Raw genomic sequence first — 17,833 nt, 5'->3', positions numbered from 1 at the left:
ATCAAAAAGATGGTTGCAAGCAGATTTAGACATTATTGATGAAATTTCAACATTAATTCTACTTCACCTTTTCCAAGCTTTAATCTTTTTGCAATGTCAGTCGTTGACAAGCCTTGTTTGAAGAGCGCCATAACCTTTGCTGAGTCTGATTGTTCGTAAATAAGTTCTTCATCCATATCAAGAAGCGGAGGTTGATACGCTGTATAATCTTCCTCTACCTTACGCTCATGCTTTGACTCTATATCGTTGATCTTGTCTGGATTTCTACTCAAGTTTCTCGTCAAACCTTTATCGACGGAAGCCTGTTGATTAGCCTTTGTATCTCGATGTTTGACCTCTTGAATTTGTTTTAAGAGGAGTTCATTTTCCTCTTTCATTTCTGCTGTATAAGAGATCAACAAATCTTCTATTTCATTTTTCACCTTTTTTAAATCGGTATCCTGAACTGGTTGTTGTTTCTGTAATAGCGTCATAATCCACAAAAACGTAACTCCATGTAAGAGGAGACTAATGGTCACCAATAATGTCGTCATTCATTAATTCCTTTCCTTAACCAGAAAAATCGATAAATTTACCTTTAAAGGGATGTTTAGAGTCTGACTCGATCTCATTTTCTTCCTTATCACTGGACTTTTGTTCCCTTTTTTGACCTTGTCGATTCTCCCCCTCTTTATTAAACCTAGCTTGGTCTTTCGATTTCGTTTCATGAACTCGCTTTTTTTGTTTCCGTTCTTCTTATAGCTGCTGCTGACCGATTATTTCTTGACTTACTTGCCCTCTTTGTTGCAATTGCTCTTGTAATTTCCCTGTTTTTTGAGAGATTGGAAATGACCCTTGTGCTTCAATTGGACGTAAACTCAATCAACACCTCTCCTCTCGAAAGAACACTACATTAATTTGTATTAATTTTTATCTCAAAGTCAATTAGCGCAATTTGAGCCCTATGAAATTCAGATAAAATCCTTCTTCGGTATTTACCAAAATGGACATCTACATTTTGATAAATCGTACGTGTAAAACTGATAAAACCTTCTTCTTCTTGGCTTTCATCGTCTTCATATACCTTTAACTCTTCCGTCAACTGGTCAATCTTTTGTTTTGCTAGTTGGAATGCATTCAAAATCTTTAATTTGGACAGCTTATCACGACCAACTAATTCACCTGTTTCTTTCTCTTTATCTAACAAAAGTTTTAGCAGTCTCCCTAACTTCGCTAAATCATCTTGTGCTTTCTTTAATTCGGCTTCCATTTCCTTTTGTTGCTTAATAGCATATTCATGCATTCCAATGAATAAGTTCGTCTTTGTATGCATATCATTACCAACTTCGTTCACTTGAATGCTTCGTTTCGCTGAAATAGACCCACCTACTATTAACCCCTTACCTCGTGTACAATTTACAGTAGTCCCAGCTGTACAAGAACTATGTAATATTGCTTGTGCGACTTCAATTGCTCCCTCAACAACAACACTACCTTCATTAATAAAAGTCGTTTGAAGATCCCCGTTCGCTTCAATAAATGAACGATTTTGTCCAACAATTCCAGCTCCTATAAAAATAGACCCACCAGCTTTCAGCTTAGCTGCTTCAACAGTGCCAGATACTCTAATATCCCCACCCGCTTCCACTTCAAAGCCGGTAGGGACATTCCCTGTAATGTTAACGTTACCAACAAAAGATATATTTCCTGTTGCCAGCGATAGATCGCTATTGATCCCATAAGTAGGCTGGACATGGACTGTATATTTATCAATACTGATTTGACCATCAATTAATGAATAGAGGCACTCTTCTTCTTCATCAAGTCGTGTATTCTTTCCTTTTCGTAACGTGAAATCCCTACCCGGTTTTGCAGGCACTTCTTCGCCAAAGACATTATAGCCTGGTTCACCTAATGTCGCGTTTATTTTAGTCGCCACTTTATCTCCAACTGTAACTGAGGGGATCTCTAAAAAATCTTTGAGATTCATATTTTGAACGGATTGATATGGCCGATCTTTTTTCTGAAATATGATGAGCTGAATATAAGACCTTTCTCCCTGAACTGGCTCTTTGCCAGAAGCAATCTTCACCCTCGATTTTAACGTTTCTTTATCAGTTGAAATTTCAGCAACGACCATGTTATCCATTCCATAAGTAACCCCATGTTCGTGAATAAATTGAAGAAGAGATTCCTTTGTTAACACGATCTCCTCTCTAAGTTTTTATGTTGAACGATCGTTGCTTCCATTTTATTTGATGCTACTTGAATTTCGAAAAATCGTTCTAACTCAGACATCACAATCAACCCCATCTACTACTGATATTTTTCGGTTTTTTTCATTTCTTGTTGGAGTCTGAACAATGACTTAGAATGAATTTGTGAAATACGTGATGTGGAAAGGTTTAAGATCTGCCCAATTTCAGTCAAAGTCAATTCTTCATAATAAAATAAACTAATGACTAGTCTTTCTTTCTCAGGTAATTGATCGATCATTTTCGCTAATTCTTTCTTCGTCTCTAAATCACTCGAATGTTGTTCTGGGGTTCTAGTTACTTTATCTTCAATGGTCGCTGCATAAGTCTCGTTTCGTTCTGTATCGTGAGACTGTTCGTCAATAGACAGTGAGCTTGAACTAAAATAATCAGCCTTAATCTTTTCAACTTCTAAAGAATCAATCTCTAGCTCCTTAGCTACTTCTTCACTTTTAACATATCGACCATTTCGCTGTTCAAGCTTTTCCGTAACAGCTTCAACCTTTTTAATCTTGTCGCGCATCGACCTCGGGAGCCAATCCTCCTTCCTTAGCCCATCAATGATAGCACCTCTTACTCGAAAAGAAGCATACGTATCAAATTTCAAATCTCGTTCTGGCTGAAACTTCTCTAATGCATCATATAATCCCACTAATCCATGGCTTGTTAGGTCATCTTTTTGAACATTTTTTGGTAGACCTACTGAAATACGTTGAACATGGTAATGAACGAGTGGCATATAGCGCCTAATTAACTCATCACAAGCATCATGACTTCTCTCTGCAAACCATTTATCCCAGAGTTTTCTGTCTTCTACCGCTGTTACATGTCCCATAATTGCCCCCCGCTTAACTGTTTACTATAAATGAATGAATAATTAGTTTATATTCTATAAAACATTAAATTTCCGTCGTACCTTTGTTCACTGTTCTTATTTGCAACAGTTGAGAGATCGGGTTAAATTCTATCGTACGACCACTTTTACCTCCGACATCTTCTGCTATAATCGGGATACCAAGTTCCTTCAGTTTGTCTTTTGTTGCTTCTACATTACGCGGTCCAATTCGCATCAAATCATTTCCCGTAGAAAACGAAAACATCTGCGCTCCGCCAGCCAATTTTGCTTTTAATGAATATAAGCGAGCCCCTCGTTTTTCTAGTTGTGTAAGTAAAGCTGGAATAGCAGTATCCGCATACTTCGCTTCATTTGTCATAAGGTGTTTACTCAGAGAAGAGCTCGGTAGCATAATGTGCGCCATTCCCGCTATTGCACGTTTGTCATCGTAGATCACAACTCCAACACATGAGCCAAGACCTGATGTTCGAATGGTATCAGGAGCAGAAACGACATTAAGGTCTGCCATTCTGACTTTAATGACGCTACTCATCTTAGATCCACTCCTAAAGCTGTAAAAATTTCTTTAAATGACTGAGGATCAGGCAATAATAAAAAGTGCCCTCGGATTCGCCCTTCTTTAGCATCTAGTTCCATCATCTCTGTATCAATTACTATCGCATAATCACCAACCTCAGAAAGAGGAATTAGACCATAACTTAATATTGCACCTGCCATATCAACACTGAAACCCGGTACAGATGGTTGTAAGGACAATTGGGTGAAATCTGCAAGGGAGCTAAGATACGAACCCGCAAGGATATTTCCTACTTCTAAAAAAGCAGATGTTCCTAATTCATCATACGGTGGTTCTTGTAGTTGAAAGGTCAATTCGTTCGTTAGGTGCTGAATCAGTTTTTCAGTTTCTTCTATATGAGAGATATAAAAAATACTTCCAGGTGCATCTCCTTCTATTCTGAGAAAAATAGCCGCCACCTTTTGATCAGCACCTCCAATTTGATCAGGTAAATCCTGAAAAGAAACGAGCCTGACCGCTGGTACACTCATATCAATCTTTTTATTTAGCAATTTTGATAAAGCAGTAGCTGCATGCCCTGCTCCGATATTTCCTATTTCCTTTAATGCATCTAAATGATGCGGTTTAAGCTTTTGAAAAAACTCCATCATCCATCCCCCCTAGACGTTTCGGCTAAAGTAGTCCCACCCCATTATTCCTTAGTGAGTGGAATCGGACAGAATGCTATTAAAGATGTCTCCCTAATCTACCTTTAAAAAAGCCTGACGATACTATCACTTATTTGTTGTACATGTGCAACCTTATTGACTAATTTCGTTTTAATCGCAGCTTTAGGCATTCCGAAAACAACGCATGATTCTTCTGCTTCTGCTATAGCATAACAATTAGGGGTTTGTTTAAGCTTCATTAATCCTTCTGTGCCGTCTGCTCCCATTCCAGTCATAATAACCGCAATCGTCTCTATCTCTTTTAGTTCGGCAAGGGATTCAAACATCACATCCACAGACGGTCTATGTCCTCTTCTTGGTTCCTCTTTATGTGTATGAATAACATATTGATTCCCCTGTTTTTTCACACTTAAATGAAAGCCTCCTGGTGCAATATAAGCTGTTCCATTTTGTAAAACCTCGCCGTCTTTTGCTTCTTTCACCCTCACATTCGAGAGGGTGTTTAATCTTTCTGCAAGTGAAAGTGTAAAACCAGGTGGCATATGTTGAACAATCAAAATAGGTGCGTTAATTGATGCAGGCAACTTGGGAATAACATCCTTTAGAGCCCGTGGTCCTCCCGTTGATGTACCAATAGCGATTATTTTTTTATTTTTATTTGTTTTCTTTATCTTTTGATTACCTTGATTATTACCCTGTACAGGAGCAAATTTACCTTGCTGACGACAAACATTTGCTTTGGAAGCCTGAATGACTTTATCAACAATTTGCTGCTCCACTTTACCAATATCTAAAGAAATAGCTCCAGATGGTTTAGTGACAAAATCAACCGCACCATACTCCATCGCTAAAAGCGTGTTTTTAGCACCTTCCTTTGTCGTACTACTAACCATCACTACAGGACATGGATCATCCATCAAGCGCTTTAAGGTTTCTAGACCATCCATAATTGGCATCTCAATATCTAGCGTGATGACATCTGGTCTTAATTCTTTTCTTTTACCTAAAGCATCTTGTCCATTACGTGCTGTAGCAATTACTTTGATTCCTGGATGTTTATTGAGCATATCAGATATGACTTTTCTCATAAAAGCTGAATCATCTACAACAAGTACTTGAATCGTATTTCCCACGAATATCCCTAACTTTCTGTCCTGTTCTATTTCCTTAAACTTACCATTTTTCGCATTTTAGAGAGAAATTGGCCATATTTTGTTGACGTTTCCTGTTTCCTTCCTATATAGACGGATGCAAGCCCGGCAACAGCTTTACTCGCCTTCGCAAACTGATCGTATATAACAAACGGGGTTTGTGCTTTAACTGCCTTTGACACGGTTGGATCATTGGGAATGTAACCTAACGCTTTAATGTCCTTTTGTAAAAACTTTAAGGCTACTTTTTTAAAATTCTCAATCGTTCTGTCTCCTTCTTTTTCAGAATCGACACGGTTAACAATAAGATACATCGGTTTATAATCGTCTCTAAGAAAAATGAATTTTATCATTGAATAGGCATCCGTAATAGCTGTAGGTTCCGGAGTCGTTACGACAAACACATCATGTGCTGCCATTACCAATTCAATACTTTCTTTTGTAGCACCAGCACCCATATCTAAAAAGATATAGTCAAAATTTTCTCCAATTAGCTCTAGTTGCGAAAAGAATTTTTTAAGACGTTCATCATTTAATTCGACAAATGACGAAAAGCCAGATCCACCTGCAATATAAGAAATTCCAGCAGGTCCTTCCTCCATAATATCCCAAATGGATAACTGATTATCTAGCAAGTCCATCAAATGATAATTAGGCGTCAACCCCATTAATATATTTAAATTGGCCATTCCGATATCTAAGTCAAAAATGGCAACTTTTTCCCCCAATTTGGAGAGGCTAATCGCAAAATTCAAACATACATTGGATTTACCTACCCCACCTTTCCCACTTACAACAGCAATAACCTTGGCATCTTTTCGTTGATCATTTTGTAACAAACGTCTCAAATTTTCTGCTTGATCATTCATTTATTATTCACCTCGAAAACAAGCAGTCTAATATATAGGAAACGGAAGCTTCCACTATATCATCAGGTACATTTTGTCCAATCGTTACATAAGCAATGCCTTTACCGAGTTCAAGTGGGATGTTTAACATCGCTCCATATGTACTCGTTTCATCCTTTTTCGTTAAGATCACCTTTTTAATCGGAATAAGATCAAATTGGTGTACAATATCTTTCATGTCTTCATATTTAGAAACAAGTGATAAGACTAAATAAGTCTCTGCATTTTCTTTGAAGTCAATTACTTTATTTAATTCCTCTACATACAATTGGTTTCTAAAGTTTCTTCCTGCAGAATCAACTAACACCAGATCATAATGTTCAAATTGACTAATCGCACGCTTGAAATCATCAATCGAGTAAGCAACCTCTAAAGGAATATTTAATATTTTTGCGTATGTTCTTAATTGTTCAACAGCCGCAATCCGATAAGTATCTGTAGTAATTAGCGCTACTTTTTTTTGTTTTTTCAAAACACAGTGAGCAGCTAATTTAGCGATTGTAGTCGTTTTGCCGACTCCGGTTGGACCAACAATATTAATAACCTTTTTATCAAATCCAAGCCCGCCCATAGGCATACTTTCTAGAAAATTTTTAAAATAGGCTATTAGCTCTTGGTTCACATCTACTTGATCGTGTTTTGATGATGTTTGCTCATACCAGTTCTTCATCAGGTGTTTTAAAGCTTTTAGACGTATGGTTGATGTAACACCTTGACTACTCAAATAGTTGTTTATTGTTTGGAAAGGTTCTGGATATTCCTTTTCAACCGTATTACCATTAGCATTAAGTCCTTGTACAAGTTCTTTTAGTTGATTGATTTCCTTGATTAGACTATTTTGAGTTTCAGCGGCAACTGTTTTTTGAACACTAGGTTGAATCGTTTTTTCAAGAATGACCGGTTCTTTTTTTCGAACCGATCTTCTATTTATTGTTGGATCAATAGCTGCAATCACTTCCGTTTGTTTCTTTGTAAAGAAACCTAGAAAACCACCAGTCTCGATTTCTTTTGAGTTTAGGATAACCGCGTCATTACCTAATTCTGACCGAATGGTTTTCATTGCATCATGCATTGTATTTGCTATATATTTCTTTACCTTCATACTACGTTCACCACTCCTACACTTTGCACTTCGACATCTGCTTCAAGCTCGTTATAAGACAAGATCGGTACATGAGGCAAATAACGTTCAAGTAATTGTCTAACATACATTCGTACAGCAGGAGAACAGAGGATAACAGGTACTTGTCCCATTTGTGACAGACGGTCAGTTTCGGATGCTGCCGACTCCAAAATACGTTGCGAATCATTAGGGTCCATAGAGATGAAATTCCCGTGTTCTGTTTGCTGAACCGAATCTGCTACTTTCTTTTCAACTGTTCCACTTAACGTAATGACGTACATTGGTTCTCCAGGTGTCGTCATTTGCTTTGAGATTTGACGAGATAAAGATTGACGAACGTATTCGGTAACCAAATCCATATCTTTTGTCATATGTCCATAATCAGCAAGTGTCTCAAAAATGATTGGTAAATTGCGAATGGATACATTTTCTTTTAGCAAGTTTGTTAGAACTTTTTGAATCTCACCTGTGGATAAAGAACCTGGTGTTACTTCTTCAACAAGTGCCGGATATGTTTCTTTTAGATGATCAACAAGCTGTTTTGTTTCTTGTCTACCTAACAATTCATGAGCGTGACGTTTAATTATTTCAGTTAAATGCGTTGAAACGACAGACGGTGGATCGACAACTGTATATCCTGACAATTCAGCCTGTTCTTTCATCTCTTCTCCAATCCATAGAGCTGGCAACCCAAAAGCTGGTTCTATCGTATCTATCCCGATAATGCTATCATCCTCAACACCTGGACTCATAGCCATATAGTGATCTAAAAACAGTTCACCTTTCGCTATTTCATTACCTTTAATCTTAATTGTATATTCATTTGGTTGAAGCTGTATATTGTCACGAATCCGTATCACTGGCACAATCATTCCAAGTTCAAGTGCCATTTGACGACGTATCATAACGACTCGATCTAATAAATCACCACCTTGATTGGCATCAGCTAACGGAATTAACCCATAACCGAATTCAAATTCAATCGGATCAATCTGAAGAAGATTAACGACACTTTCAGGAGATTTCATCTCGTCAGGTTGTTCTTCCTCCTCCACCAGATCTTCTTCAAGTAATGCTCTTTTTTCATTTCCCCCAAGATAATAGCCACCAAAAATAAGAGCAAATGCAATCGGAAACGTAAATACAGGAGAGATCGGTGTGATGACTCCTAATAAAAAGATCGTTCCTCCTGCAATATATAACATCTTGGGATAAGCAAAAATCTGTTTCGTGATATCGTGTCCTAAGTTTCCTTCTGATGCTGCACGAGTTACAACAATCCCTGTTGCCGTTGAGATTAATAATGCCGGAATCTGACTAACCAAACCATCTCCAACTGTTAATAACGTATAAGTTGCTGCAGATGTAGTCAAATCCATACCCATTTGAGTCATCCCAATAATTAAACCAAAAAGGAGATTAATAATAACAATCACGATTCCTGCGATGGCGTCTCCTTTAACAAATTTACTTGCACCATCCATAGATCCATAAAAGTCAGCTTCTTGCTCAATTTTCTCACGACGCGCTTTTGCTTCAGCATCAGAGATCATCCCTGCATTTAAATCTGCATCAATACTCATCTGCTTCCCTGGCATTGCGTCAAGTGTAAAACGTGCCCCAACTTCAGATACACGTTCAGCTCCTTTTGTAATAACAAGAAACTGAATGACAATCAAGATGAGGAAAACAACAAAACCTACTAAAGCATTTCCCCCTACAACGAAATTTCCAAATGTATCAATGACATTTCCAGCATTCGCCTCTCCTAAGATGGAGCGTGTAGTAGATACATTCAAACCTAGTCTAAATAAGGTGACTAATAATAAGAGCGTTGGAAAAATTGAGAATTGCAATGGTTCTCTCGTATTCATCGCAACAAGAATAATGATTAATGCAAGAGATATATTAATAATAATTAAAAAGTCCAACATCGCCGTAGGTAACGGGATGATGAGCATAATGACGATTAAGATAACACCTAGTAATACAGATAGGTCTCTTATTGCCACACAACTTCTCTCCTATCTTAAGGTACTTATTTTACCTGTTTGTTTTTTTAGACGATACACATAAGCAAGCACTTCTGCTACCGCTTTGAATAGCTCTTCAGGAACTTGATCCCCTATGTCCGCCTGAGCGTATAAAGCTCTAGCTAAAGGTTTGTTCTCAACGGTTATGACTTCGTGGTCTGCCGCGATCCCCTTCATTTTTTGAGCTACAAAATCAAGACCTTTTGCAACTACAAATGGCGCATCCGCCTTTTCTTCATCGTAACGTAAAGCCACCGCGAAATGCGTAGGATTGGTAATAACTACATCCGCTTTCGGAACTTCCTGCATCATCCTTTGCATAGCCATTTCCATTTGTTTCTGCTTACGTTTTGATTTTATTCTAGGGTCCCCTTCCATATTTTTATGCTCATCTTTAATATCTTTCTTTGACATCTTAATTTGCTTTTCATGGTCATATTTTTGATACAAATAGTCTGGTATCGATAAAATTAGTAAAAGAATCGCAACTGAAATCCCCAATGTCACAACGAGCTGTGCAATGATATAAAAGCCATCAGCTACACTTTTTTGCGAAAGAAGCATAACATCCTCAAGCTTATAGTAGATGATTACAAAGACGACTAAGCCAGCTAACCCTATTTTTAATAAAGATTTAACTAATTCGACTAAAGCTCTAACAGAAAAGATACGTTTTGCTCCCTTGATTGGATCAAGTTTTGACAGCTTCATTTTAATCCCCTCAGGTGCAAATAAAACCCCTACTTGCATATAGCTTGAGGCAACACCAGCGAGCAGTGCAATTAACATAATTGGTAATAAAACAATTGCCGCTTCCAATACCAATTCTGTAAATATCCCTGCAAAGTTACTTTCTGTTACATCCATAAGTAAATACGTTTGAAACGTATGTTTTAAAAGATTAAGTAAGGTCCCACCAAGCATGCCACCAAAAAGCCATAAAAATAAAAACACTAACAATAAAATAATCGCTGTGTTTACGTCTGTACTTTTCGCTACTTGTCCTTTTTTTCTTGTGTCTTGGCGTTTCTTCGGGGTTGCTTTTTCAGTTTTTTCTTCAGCAAAAAATTGAAGATTTACTAATAATTTGAACTGACTCAATTTAAGCACCCCCGAGTAATTGTAATAAAGTTCGCATTGCCAAAACCATCTGATCAAATAAATTTTGAACAACCATAAAGAAAACACTCATAAATACCGTTAATAATAGTAGACCAACAAGAATTTTCAATGGCATACCAACAACGAAAACATTCATTTGAGGTACAGCCCTTGATACCATCCCGAGTCCTACATCGACTAAAAATAGAGAACCTACAATCGGTAAAGCCATCTGAAATGCAATAATAAACATAGCATTGAATGTCTTAGCCGCATAGCGGATAATATTTTCCTGTCCGAACGGGAGATGCACTTGATCCATTGGTACAAACTGATAGCTATAATAGATCCCATCTAATAGTAAATGATGGCCATTGACAAGTAGAAGGAACAATAAAGCAAATGTATATAAATAGCTTCCTGTTAAAGGTGTTTGTGCACCCGTCTGTGGATCTACAACGTTCGCAATCATAAAACCCATACTATAATCAATGAACCCTCCTGCAACTTGAATCGCATATAAAAGAATCGCTGCAATGAGACCAACTAATAAGCCTACCATTGCTTCTTTTATAATAAGGAAGTAATACAAGCCATCAATGACTACAACTGGCGATTCGAGTGTAAATACCATAATGTATGCTAAAAAAAGAGCTAGGCCTATTTTCATTGAATTAGGAATAGACCTATGGGCATATATGGGTAATACTGCAAAAAAGGCTAAGACTCGCACAAATACAAGCAAAAAAGCAGGAAATATGTTAACAAACTCCATCATTATCCAATAAACCTATGAAGATTACTAAATATTTGATGTGTAAAATTCGTTACATTAGAGAGCATCCAAGGACCAAAGATAATTAATGCTGCAAAGACACCGACAATTTTGGGAATAAAGGCCAAAGTCTGCTCTTGAATCTGGGTCGTCGCTTGGAAAATACTGACTAATAAACCAAGACCAAGTGCTACAATTAATAGCGGTCCAGCTACAATTAACACCGTCCAAATCCCATTTTCTGCCATACTTATTACAAATTCAGGACTCATCATAATCCCCCATCCTCTAATTAAAGCTAAGAAGCAATGATTGTACGATCAGATACCAACCATCCACCAAAACAAACAATAAAATTTTAAAAGGCAAAGCGATCATAACAGGTGGCAACATCATCATCCCCATCGACATCAGAACGCTTGCTACAATCATATCAATCACTAGAAAAGGAATGAAAATGAGAAATCCAATTTGAAAGGCTGTTTTTAACTCACTAATCGCAAAAGCAGGAACTAAAGCGGTCAATGGAATATCGTCTAATGTTTCTGGTCTTTCTAATCCGGCATACCCCATAAACAAAGCCAAGTCCTTCTCACGTGTGTGATTGGCCATGAACTCTTTCATTGGAAGGGCAGCTAAATAAAAAGCTTCTTCTTGGTCGATTTCTTCATTAATAAATGGAGTAATAGCCGTCTCATTTACTTCAGCGAAAACAGGTGCCATTATAAAAAAAGTAAGAAAAAGAGCTAAACCTATTAGCACTTGGTTCGGAGGCATTGATTGCGTAGCAAGCCCTTGCCTTACAAACGATAAAACAATCACAATTCTTGTAAAACTTGTCATTAAAATCAAAATAGATGGAGCTAAAGATAGAACCGTCAAAAGAATAAGCAATTGAATAGTAGTTGCTACATTTTCAGGTTCATTATTTATAAAGTCTAAATCAACACCAGGGATTGTCGTGACAGCTGAAAGAATGAGTGAATCGAGCATTATTTGTCACGCTCCCTTACAGCATCATATAGTTTCTCTTGTGACTTAGAAACATCTTCTAATTGCTTAGATAGCAAGTTTTTAAATGCGTCCTCGTTTGATTTGCTTGTAAAAGATGGATATGCTTTATTCAAACCTATCTTTTTACTTACAAATGTAAATAATTTATTGATAGGTTGATCCAATTGCTCAAATTGTTCCTTTTGTTGGTTCACAATTAGATTAACTTCCTCTGCATCCTCAATTTCCCTTAACAAATGAATGCTTTCCCCCACCCCTACAACTAAAACGCGATTTCCGACTTTTACTAACTGTACCGACCGGTTCGCTCCAAGGGGGACACCACCTATATTTTGTAACATTTGAGTTGAACGAAATGATTGTGACCTTTTATTTAAAAAACGTAAAAGCAAATAAATCAGAACGATTACAAGAGCTAAGGCACTAATCATCTGCGCAAAAATTAAAAAGGTATTTTGTTCTGGAATGATCTCATCTGATACCGGCTCCGTATCATTTGTCCATGGGTCTGTAACGGCTGGAGCCTCCTCATTGACATTCTCTACAGTAGAATCGTTACCTTTTAACGTTTCATTCACCCTTCGATTCTCATCAGGTGTTTCAGCTGCTACATGTTGCTGCAGTCCGAGTAGACTGCTAAGAATTAGAGCTATAATTAGAAATCTTATCCGCATAGATGATTAGCCCCTCCACTCCTTATATATTAGTTAACTAATTGCTTTTTGAATGGCTTCTAGTACTCGATCTGCCTGAAATGGCTTCACAATGAAGTCTTTTGCACCAGCTTGGATGGCATCAATAACCATAGCCTGTTGCCCCATCGCTGAACACATGATTATCTTAGCACTCGGGTCAATGGTTTTGATTTCCTTCAAAGACGTAATTCCGTCCATTTCGGGCATAGTGATATCCATTGTGACAAGATCTGGTTTTAATTCTTTATATTTTTCAATAGCTTGCGCTCCATCATTTGCCTCGCCAACCACATCAAAACCATTTTTGGATAAAATATCTTTGATCATCATTCTCATAAAAGCAGCATCATCAACAATTAATATTCGTGCAGACATCAGTACTCACACCCTATTTCAAATTTCTAATTCTATCTTCTTGACTAACGATATCCGTGACACGAACACCAAAGTTTTCATCAATGACAACCACTTCGCCTTTAGCAATCAATTTTTGATTGACGAGAATATCCACAGGCTCACCAGCTAATTTATCTAATTCAATGATCGAACCTTGAGTAAATTTAAGTATTTCTTTAATTGAACGTTTCGTACGCCCTAATTCGACTGTTACTTGAAGTGGAATATCTAAAAGCATATTTAAGTTATTTGATTCATTTGGATTCAACTGTGGAGTTTCAAATGTAGAAAATGCTGCAGGTTGAACGTCTACATCACGCTGAGCAAACGTTGACGCCTGTCCTAAATGTTGCTGACCACGTTGTTCATAATGAGGAGGAGCCATCTGTTCTCTTGGCATTTGTTGACTAGCCTGATTCGATTGGTTATGCTGAACAGGCACAACAGGATCAACTTTACCCTCTAGTTTAGGTTGAGGTTCTTCCATATACATGGGAATGTCTTCTTCCATTTCTCCACCTGGATTCATTAATTCATTAACCAAATTCTTTGCAAAGGTAACAGTGACTAACTGCATAATATTTGAGTCAATTAAGTCTCCTACTTTTAAACGGAAAGAAATTTTAACCAACGTATCTTCTTCTGGTAAATTCGTTGTTCCTTCGTCTTTTTTCACATCCATTAAATCAATACCAGGAGGTGAAATATCGACTCGTTTATTAAAGATTGTAGACATTGAAGTAGAAGCAGAACCCATCATTTGGTTCATCGCCTCTTGAACAGCACTTACATGCATTTCAGTCAAATCTAGTGATGGGTTGGTGCCATCTCCTCCAAGCATTAAATCTGCAATAATCGCTGCATCCGTTGTTTTGATAACAAGGAGATTCATGCCTTCGAAACCTTCTGTATACTCTACATGAACAGCCACATGCGGTTGTGGAAAAGCTAGTTCAAGTTCTTTTCTTGTAATAATAGAAAGTAAGGGCGTAGTAATGTCAACTTTCTGATTTAATAAAGTCGACAAGGCTGTAGCTGCACTTCCAAATGATATATTTCCAATTTCTCCTAATGCATCTTGCTCAATTTCAGAAATATAATCAGAAAGCCTTAGAAAGCTATTATCTTCATCCGTTGTTTGTACATCATCATCTCCACCACTGACACCTGCTAAAAGAGCATTGATCTCATCTTGGGAAAGCATATCATCATTCATTTTCTTCTGCCTCCTCAATTATTTCTGTCACCTGGACAGCAATTTGATTCTTCATTTTTCCTGGTTGTGCATTGTATTTATGTTCGCCACCAACGGTAATCGTTAGTGGACGATCAATAGATTGATTTAGTTCAATCACATCTCCAATTCCAAGATGTAAAAATTCTTGAATTGAAATTTCAGATCGCCCTAGTTCGGCCTGAATTATCAATGGTGCTTTTCTGATCTTTTTTTCAATCTTTTCAATTTCATCAGGTTGTCTTTGCTTTTTCTTTTCTTGCATCCAATAATGAATCGAAAGTTTTGGCAAAATTTCTTCTAAGACAACGTGCGGAAGACAAATATTAATCATCCCAGATGTTTCTGCAATGGTCGTTGAAAGGGAAATAACAACAACCGTCTCATTAGGAGAGACCATTTGCAGAAATTGAGGGTTCACTTCTAAATCTTCCATTACTGGATCTAGTTCAATAATGGAACTCCATGCCTCTTGGAAACTATCCAATGTATGTTGAAACAATTGTGACATAATACGTGTTTCTATCTCAGTTAAATTTTCGACTTTATTAACACTGTCACCCTTACCACCTAATAATCGATCAAGCATTGCATAGGCGATATTCGGATTAACTTCCATTAATAACCTTCCCTCAAGGGGATATGGTTCAAATACATTTAAAATCGTCATTTTAGGAATCGAACGGATAAATTCCTCATATGGTAACTGATCAACTGATGTGACAGAAATTTGCACATAGGTTCGAAGTTGAGCTGAAAAATAAGTTGTCAGTAACCTTGCAAAATTCTCATGAATTCTAGACAAACTTCTAATCTGATCTTTTGAAAAGCGAAGAGCTCGCTTAAAATCATATACTTTTACTTTTTTTTCAGTTTCTTCTTTTTTGAGTTCATCAGCATTCATTTCACCAGTAGAAAGTGCCGATAACAGGGCATCAATTTCTCCCTGTGATAAAACGTCAGCCAAGATCTTCACCTCTCAATCTCATTAAACACATACCGTTACTGGATAACCCATGCAGTTGTATAAACCTGAATGACTTCTCCGTCTTGCATGAGTTCGTTAATCTGATTTCGTATATCAGCCTCAAATGCTACTATCCCTTCTGGGCCCGCTAACTCAGATGCCCTTTTACCCGACAGTGCACGTAAAATAATATTATTTACCTGGAAATCTCTTTTTTGTATTTCAGCTAATGCATTTTTATTATCTACATGAATTCGAAAAGAAGCCCTAACAAAATCATTAGAAAGCAAATTGGTTGTGATTTCTTTCGTCTCAAATGATTGAGTTATAATCTCGTCAATTGTTGGTGGAGCGTCGGGGTTAGGTTGGTTTGTATAATTTTTCACTAAAACAAACGCTACCACACCGACAAGGGTCAAAGAAATTAGTATAATTAGCATAATATTAACAAGTTTATTCTTGAACAATCATGACCCCTCCACTTCATTATGAATCCCTATAAGTCCAATTTGTGAAAATTGTTGATTAATTAATAATTTAATCTCTTTCATGTCATTACGTACAACAATTTTTTTACCACTTACTAATGTAATCGTCGCATCTGGGAAAGCTTCTATTTGTTCAATTAACATAACATTTAATAAAAATGGTTGCCCATTTAAGCGAATGAGTTCAATCATAATTTGATTGGACTAGGGGTATTACCCTAGCCCAAACCTCCTAGAAAATTAGTAATATTAATAATTAATAGTGTAGCCAAAGTTGATTATCGTTTTAAGTTAACTAGCTCTTGGAGGATTTCATCTGATGTTGTAATAATTCTTGTATTTGCTTGGAAACCACGTTGCGCAACAATCATCTCAGTAAATTCTTGAGAAAGGTCAACGTTAGACATTTCCAATGTACCAGCAACAAGTGAACCTGTTCCAGCATCACCAAATTGAGGGATTGAAATGTAAGCATTTAAACCTGGTTGATTAAAATCATTAAGAGTGAGATTTGCCCCTTGTAAATTTCCTGAGTTAGCTGATGCAGCATACAAATTATTCCCTACTTTTGCTAAACCTTCAGAATTCGAAAATTTCGCTAATCCAACTTGTCCAGCAACTTGAAGACCGGCATTATTTATAAACATTACCTTACCGTCTGCCCCAATACTAAAACTTTGGGCGTCAGAAGGGATTTTAATCCGACCAAAATTATTTGGGTCCACATTAAAATCATCTACCCCAATATAACCTCCATCCGCTCCTGGTCTTGCTCCCATAAGGTAAAGACCGTCCGAATTAACAATAAATCCTTCTTGGTCTAAATAAAAGTTACCTGCACGAGTGAAAGATAAGTCACCTACACCCGTTGCATTACCTGCAGCATTCGTCGGACTTACAACGAAATAACCATCGCCTGAAATACCTAAATCTAATTCTCTGTTTGTATTTTGCAAACTCCCTTGTGTATGAATTGTATCAATTGAAGCTAACTGCATTCCTAGACCAACTTGTCTCGCATTTACTCCCCCAAGGTTTTGTCCTGGACCAGTAGCACCTGCAATCTGTTGACTGACCATATCTTTAAATGTTGTACGCCCTTTTTTAAAGCCAAACGTATTAACATTTGCTATATTATTACCAATCGTATCTAACTTCGTTTGCATATTTTGCATACCTGAAATACCAGAATACATTGAACGTAACATTTGACATTTCCTCCTCATATTAGCTGCTTCTATCCGTCCACAGCTTCAGACCTCCCCTACGGGTCCAGTCTTATTAATCAATTAATATCGTTCCGTTAATATTGGTGAATATTTGTGATTGCGCTTCATCTCGATTAAGGACTGTAATCACCGTATCATTTTGAACACTTACTACTAGAGCTGCATTATTGGTGATTACAAGAGAATCTTTTACTCCCTTTTGTTTTGCTTCTTTAACCTTTTCTTGAATAGTCAACCATTTCTCCGGGGAAAACTCGATTCCTCTCGTGTCCATCCGATGCTTGGCATGTTTACTTACCTTTAACTGAACTGTGTTGTATATTTCGTTTTTCAGTAAATGATTAAAGGGTTTAGTTTGTATTGGATTGACATTCTTTCGAATCGGCTTTGGAAACGAATGAAGAGAATGAGCAGAAATTCTTGGTTCCATCATACATCATCCTT

The 17,833-nt window shown here is 37.2% G+C and carries 22 protein-coding genes; all 22 read right to left on the bottom strand.

Annotated elements, in window-relative coordinates; genetic code table 11:
- Nucleotides 1-32 precede the first annotated feature (32 nt).
- The 22 genes from PQ474_RS01745 to PQ474_RS01640 all read right to left on the bottom strand — a co-directional run bounded on the left by PQ474_RS01745 (nucleotide 33) and on the right by PQ474_RS01640 (nucleotide 17,819).
- Nucleotides 33-533: a DUF6115 domain-containing protein gene (locus PQ474_RS01745; protein ID WP_273840012.1), complete on the bottom strand. Its 501-nt coding sequence runs from the start codon at nucleotides 531-533 to the stop codon at nucleotides 33-35.
- Nucleotides 534-735: 202 nt separating this feature from the next.
- Nucleotides 736-861, bottom strand: a complete 126-nt coding sequence (locus PQ474_RS01740; protein ID WP_273840010.1) for a hypothetical protein — start codon at nucleotides 859-861, stop codon at nucleotides 736-738.
- 31 nt (nucleotides 862-892) lie between these two features.
- Complete coding sequence (locus PQ474_RS01735) at nucleotides 893-2,185, bottom strand: DUF342 domain-containing protein (protein ID WP_273840008.1); 1,293 nt, start codon at nucleotides 2,183-2,185, stop codon at nucleotides 893-895.
- Between the two features lie 110 nt (nucleotides 2,186-2,295).
- Entirely contained in the window at nucleotides 2,296-3,069 is a 774-nt protein-coding gene (locus tag PQ474_RS01730) for a FliA/WhiG family RNA polymerase sigma factor (RefSeq protein WP_273840005.1), read from the bottom strand.
- Nucleotides 3,070-3,133: 64 nt separating this feature from the next.
- Nucleotides 3,134-3,622, bottom strand: coding sequence for a chemotaxis protein CheD (locus PQ474_RS01725; RefSeq protein ID WP_273840002.1), 489 nt, complete (start codon nucleotides 3,620-3,622; stop codon nucleotides 3,134-3,136).
- Nucleotides 3,619-4,254 (bottom strand): chemotaxis protein CheC, encoded by a 636-nt coding sequence (locus PQ474_RS01720; RefSeq protein WP_273840299.1) that lies wholly within the window; start codon nucleotides 4,252-4,254, stop codon nucleotides 3,619-3,621. The genes PQ474_RS01725 and PQ474_RS01720 overlap by 4 nt, the downstream gene beginning before the upstream one ends.
- 104 nt (nucleotides 4,255-4,358) lie before the next feature.
- Nucleotides 4,359-5,408, bottom strand: coding sequence for a protein-glutamate methylesterase/protein-glutamine glutaminase (locus PQ474_RS01715; protein WP_273839999.1), 1,050 nt, complete (start codon nucleotides 5,406-5,408; stop codon nucleotides 4,359-4,361).
- Between the two features lie 26 nt (nucleotides 5,409-5,434).
- A complete protein-coding gene (locus tag PQ474_RS01710; RefSeq protein WP_273839997.1) occupies nucleotides 5,435-6,295 on the bottom strand; it encodes a MinD/ParA family protein in 861 nt (286 codons plus the stop codon).
- Between the two features lie 7 nt (nucleotides 6,296-6,302).
- Complete coding sequence (flhF, locus tag PQ474_RS01705; RefSeq protein ID WP_273839995.1) at nucleotides 6,303-7,436, bottom strand: flagellar biosynthesis GTPase FlhF; 1,134 nt, start codon at nucleotides 7,434-7,436, stop codon at nucleotides 6,303-6,305.
- Entirely contained in the window at nucleotides 7,433-9,469 is a 2,037-nt protein-coding gene (gene flhA, locus PQ474_RS01700) for a flagellar biosynthesis protein FlhA (protein ID WP_273839993.1), read from the bottom strand. Before flhA ends, flhF begins: the two co-directional genes overlap by 4 nt.
- A 12-nt stretch (nucleotides 9,470-9,481) precedes the next feature.
- The gene (gene flhB / locus PQ474_RS01695; protein ID WP_273839990.1) at nucleotides 9,482-10,591 is read right to left on the bottom strand and encodes a flagellar biosynthesis protein FlhB; all 1,110 of its coding nucleotides are present in this window, start codon (nucleotides 10,589-10,591) and stop codon (nucleotides 9,482-9,484) included.
- 1 nt (nucleotide 10,592) lies between these two features.
- Nucleotides 10,593-11,369, bottom strand: coding sequence for a flagellar biosynthetic protein FliR (gene fliR / locus PQ474_RS01690; RefSeq protein ID WP_273839988.1), 777 nt, complete (start codon nucleotides 11,367-11,369; stop codon nucleotides 10,593-10,595).
- Nucleotides 11,369-11,638, bottom strand: coding sequence for a flagellar biosynthesis protein FliQ (gene fliQ, locus PQ474_RS01685; protein WP_273840297.1), 270 nt, complete (start codon nucleotides 11,636-11,638; stop codon nucleotides 11,369-11,371). Before fliQ ends, fliR begins: the two co-directional genes overlap by 1 nt.
- Before the next feature lie 16 nt (nucleotides 11,639-11,654).
- On the bottom strand, nucleotides 11,655-12,359 hold the full coding sequence (gene fliP, locus PQ474_RS01680; RefSeq protein ID WP_273839986.1) for a flagellar type III secretion system pore protein FliP: 705 nt from the start codon (nucleotides 12,357-12,359) through the stop codon (nucleotides 11,655-11,657).
- A complete protein-coding gene (gene fliO, locus PQ474_RS01675; RefSeq protein WP_273839983.1) occupies nucleotides 12,359-13,054 on the bottom strand; it encodes a flagellar biosynthetic protein FliO in 696 nt (231 codons plus the stop codon). Before fliO ends, fliP begins: the two co-directional genes overlap by 1 nt.
- Nucleotides 13,055-13,087: 33 nt before the next feature.
- Nucleotides 13,088-13,450 (bottom strand): response regulator, encoded by a 363-nt coding sequence (locus tag PQ474_RS01670; RefSeq protein WP_273839979.1) that lies wholly within the window; start codon nucleotides 13,448-13,450, stop codon nucleotides 13,088-13,090.
- Nucleotides 13,451-13,463: 13 nt separating this feature from the next.
- Nucleotides 13,464-14,687 (bottom strand): flagellar motor switch phosphatase FliY, encoded by a 1,224-nt coding sequence (fliY, locus tag PQ474_RS01665; protein WP_273839977.1) that lies wholly within the window; start codon nucleotides 14,685-14,687, stop codon nucleotides 13,464-13,466.
- Nucleotides 14,680-15,672, bottom strand: coding sequence for a flagellar motor switch protein FliM (gene fliM / locus PQ474_RS01660; protein ID WP_273839975.1), 993 nt, complete (start codon nucleotides 15,670-15,672; stop codon nucleotides 14,680-14,682). Before fliM ends, fliY begins: the two co-directional genes overlap by 8 nt.
- Nucleotides 15,673-15,707: 35 nt before the next feature.
- On the bottom strand, nucleotides 15,708-16,139 hold the full coding sequence (gene fliL, locus PQ474_RS01655; RefSeq protein ID WP_273839973.1) for a flagellar basal body-associated protein FliL: 432 nt from the start codon (nucleotides 16,137-16,139) through the stop codon (nucleotides 15,708-15,710).
- Entirely contained in the window at nucleotides 16,140-16,352 is a 213-nt protein-coding gene (locus PQ474_RS01650) for a flagellar FlbD family protein (protein ID WP_273839971.1), read from the bottom strand.
- 86 nt (nucleotides 16,353-16,438) lie between these two features.
- Nucleotides 16,439-17,368: a flagellar basal body rod protein FlgG gene (gene flgG / locus PQ474_RS01645; protein WP_273839969.1), complete on the bottom strand. Its 930-nt coding sequence runs from the start codon at nucleotides 17,366-17,368 to the stop codon at nucleotides 16,439-16,441.
- 73 nt (nucleotides 17,369-17,441) lie between these two features.
- A complete protein-coding gene (locus PQ474_RS01640; protein ID WP_273839966.1) occupies nucleotides 17,442-17,819 on the bottom strand; it encodes a TIGR02530 family flagellar biosynthesis protein in 378 nt (125 codons plus the stop codon).
- Nucleotides 17,820-17,833 lie beyond the last annotated feature (14 nt).

Origin of the sequence: Halalkalibacter alkalisediminis (assembly GCF_028610705.1) — a bacterium.
Taxonomy (GTDB): domain Bacteria; phylum Bacillota; class Bacilli; order Bacillales; family Bacillaceae_D; genus Halalkalibacter; species Halalkalibacter alkalisediminis.
Note: the sequence above shows the minus strand (reverse complement) of the source record. Positions and strands in the feature narration are given on the sequence as shown.

What these genes read in the sequence shown, in the direction of transcription:
- fliQ (WP_273840297.1), bottom strand. Translation starts at nt 11,638, where the DNA reads ATGAGTCCTGAATTTGTAATAAGTATGGCAGAAAATGGGATTTGGACG.
- PQ474_RS01650 (WP_273839971.1), bottom strand. Translation starts at nt 16,352, where the DNA reads ATGATTGAACTCATTCGCTTAAATGGGCAACCATTTTTATTAAATGTT.
- PQ474_RS01725 (WP_273840002.1), bottom strand. Translation starts at nt 3,622, where the DNA reads ATGAGTAGCGTCATTAAAGTCAGAATGGCAGACCTTAATGTCGTTTCT.
- flhF (WP_273839995.1), bottom strand. Translation starts at nt 7,436, where the DNA reads ATGAAGGTAAAGAAATATATAGCAAATACAATGCATGATGCAATGAAA.
- PQ474_RS01720 (WP_273840299.1), bottom strand. Translation starts at nt 4,254, where the DNA reads ATGGAGTTTTTTCAAAAGCTTAAACCGCATCATTTAGATGCATTAAAG.
- fliR (WP_273839988.1), bottom strand. Translation starts at nt 11,369, where the DNA reads ATGATGGAGTTTGTTAACATATTTCCTGCTTTTTTGCTTGTATTTGTG.
- PQ474_RS01640 (WP_273839966.1), bottom strand. Translation starts at nt 17,819, where the DNA reads ATGGAACCAAGAATTTCTGCTCATTCTCTTCATTCGTTTCCAAAGCCG.
- PQ474_RS01730 (WP_273840005.1), bottom strand. Translation starts at nt 3,069, where the DNA reads ATGGGACATGTAACAGCGGTAGAAGACAGAAAACTCTGGGATAAATGG.
- PQ474_RS01710 (WP_273839997.1), bottom strand. Translation starts at nt 6,295, where the DNA reads ATGAATGATCAAGCAGAAAATTTGAGACGTTTGTTACAAAATGATCAA.
- fliY (WP_273839977.1), bottom strand. Translation starts at nt 14,687, where the DNA reads ATGAATGATGATATGCTTTCCCAAGATGAGATCAATGCTCTTTTAGCA.
- PQ474_RS01670 (WP_273839979.1), bottom strand. Translation starts at nt 13,450, where the DNA reads ATGTCTGCACGAATATTAATTGTTGATGATGCTGCTTTTATGAGAATG.
- PQ474_RS01745 (WP_273840012.1), bottom strand. Translation starts at nt 533, where the DNA reads ATGACGACATTATTGGTGACCATTAGTCTCCTCTTACATGGAGTTACG.
- fliP (WP_273839986.1), bottom strand. Translation starts at nt 12,359, where the DNA reads ATGCTCGATTCACTCATTCTTTCAGCTGTCACGACAATCCCTGGTGTT.
- fliO (WP_273839983.1), bottom strand. Translation starts at nt 13,054, where the DNA reads ATGCGGATAAGATTTCTAATTATAGCTCTAATTCTTAGCAGTCTACTC.
- flgG (WP_273839969.1), bottom strand. Translation starts at nt 17,368, where the DNA reads ATGTTACGTTCAATGTATTCTGGTATTTCAGGTATGCAAAATATGCAA.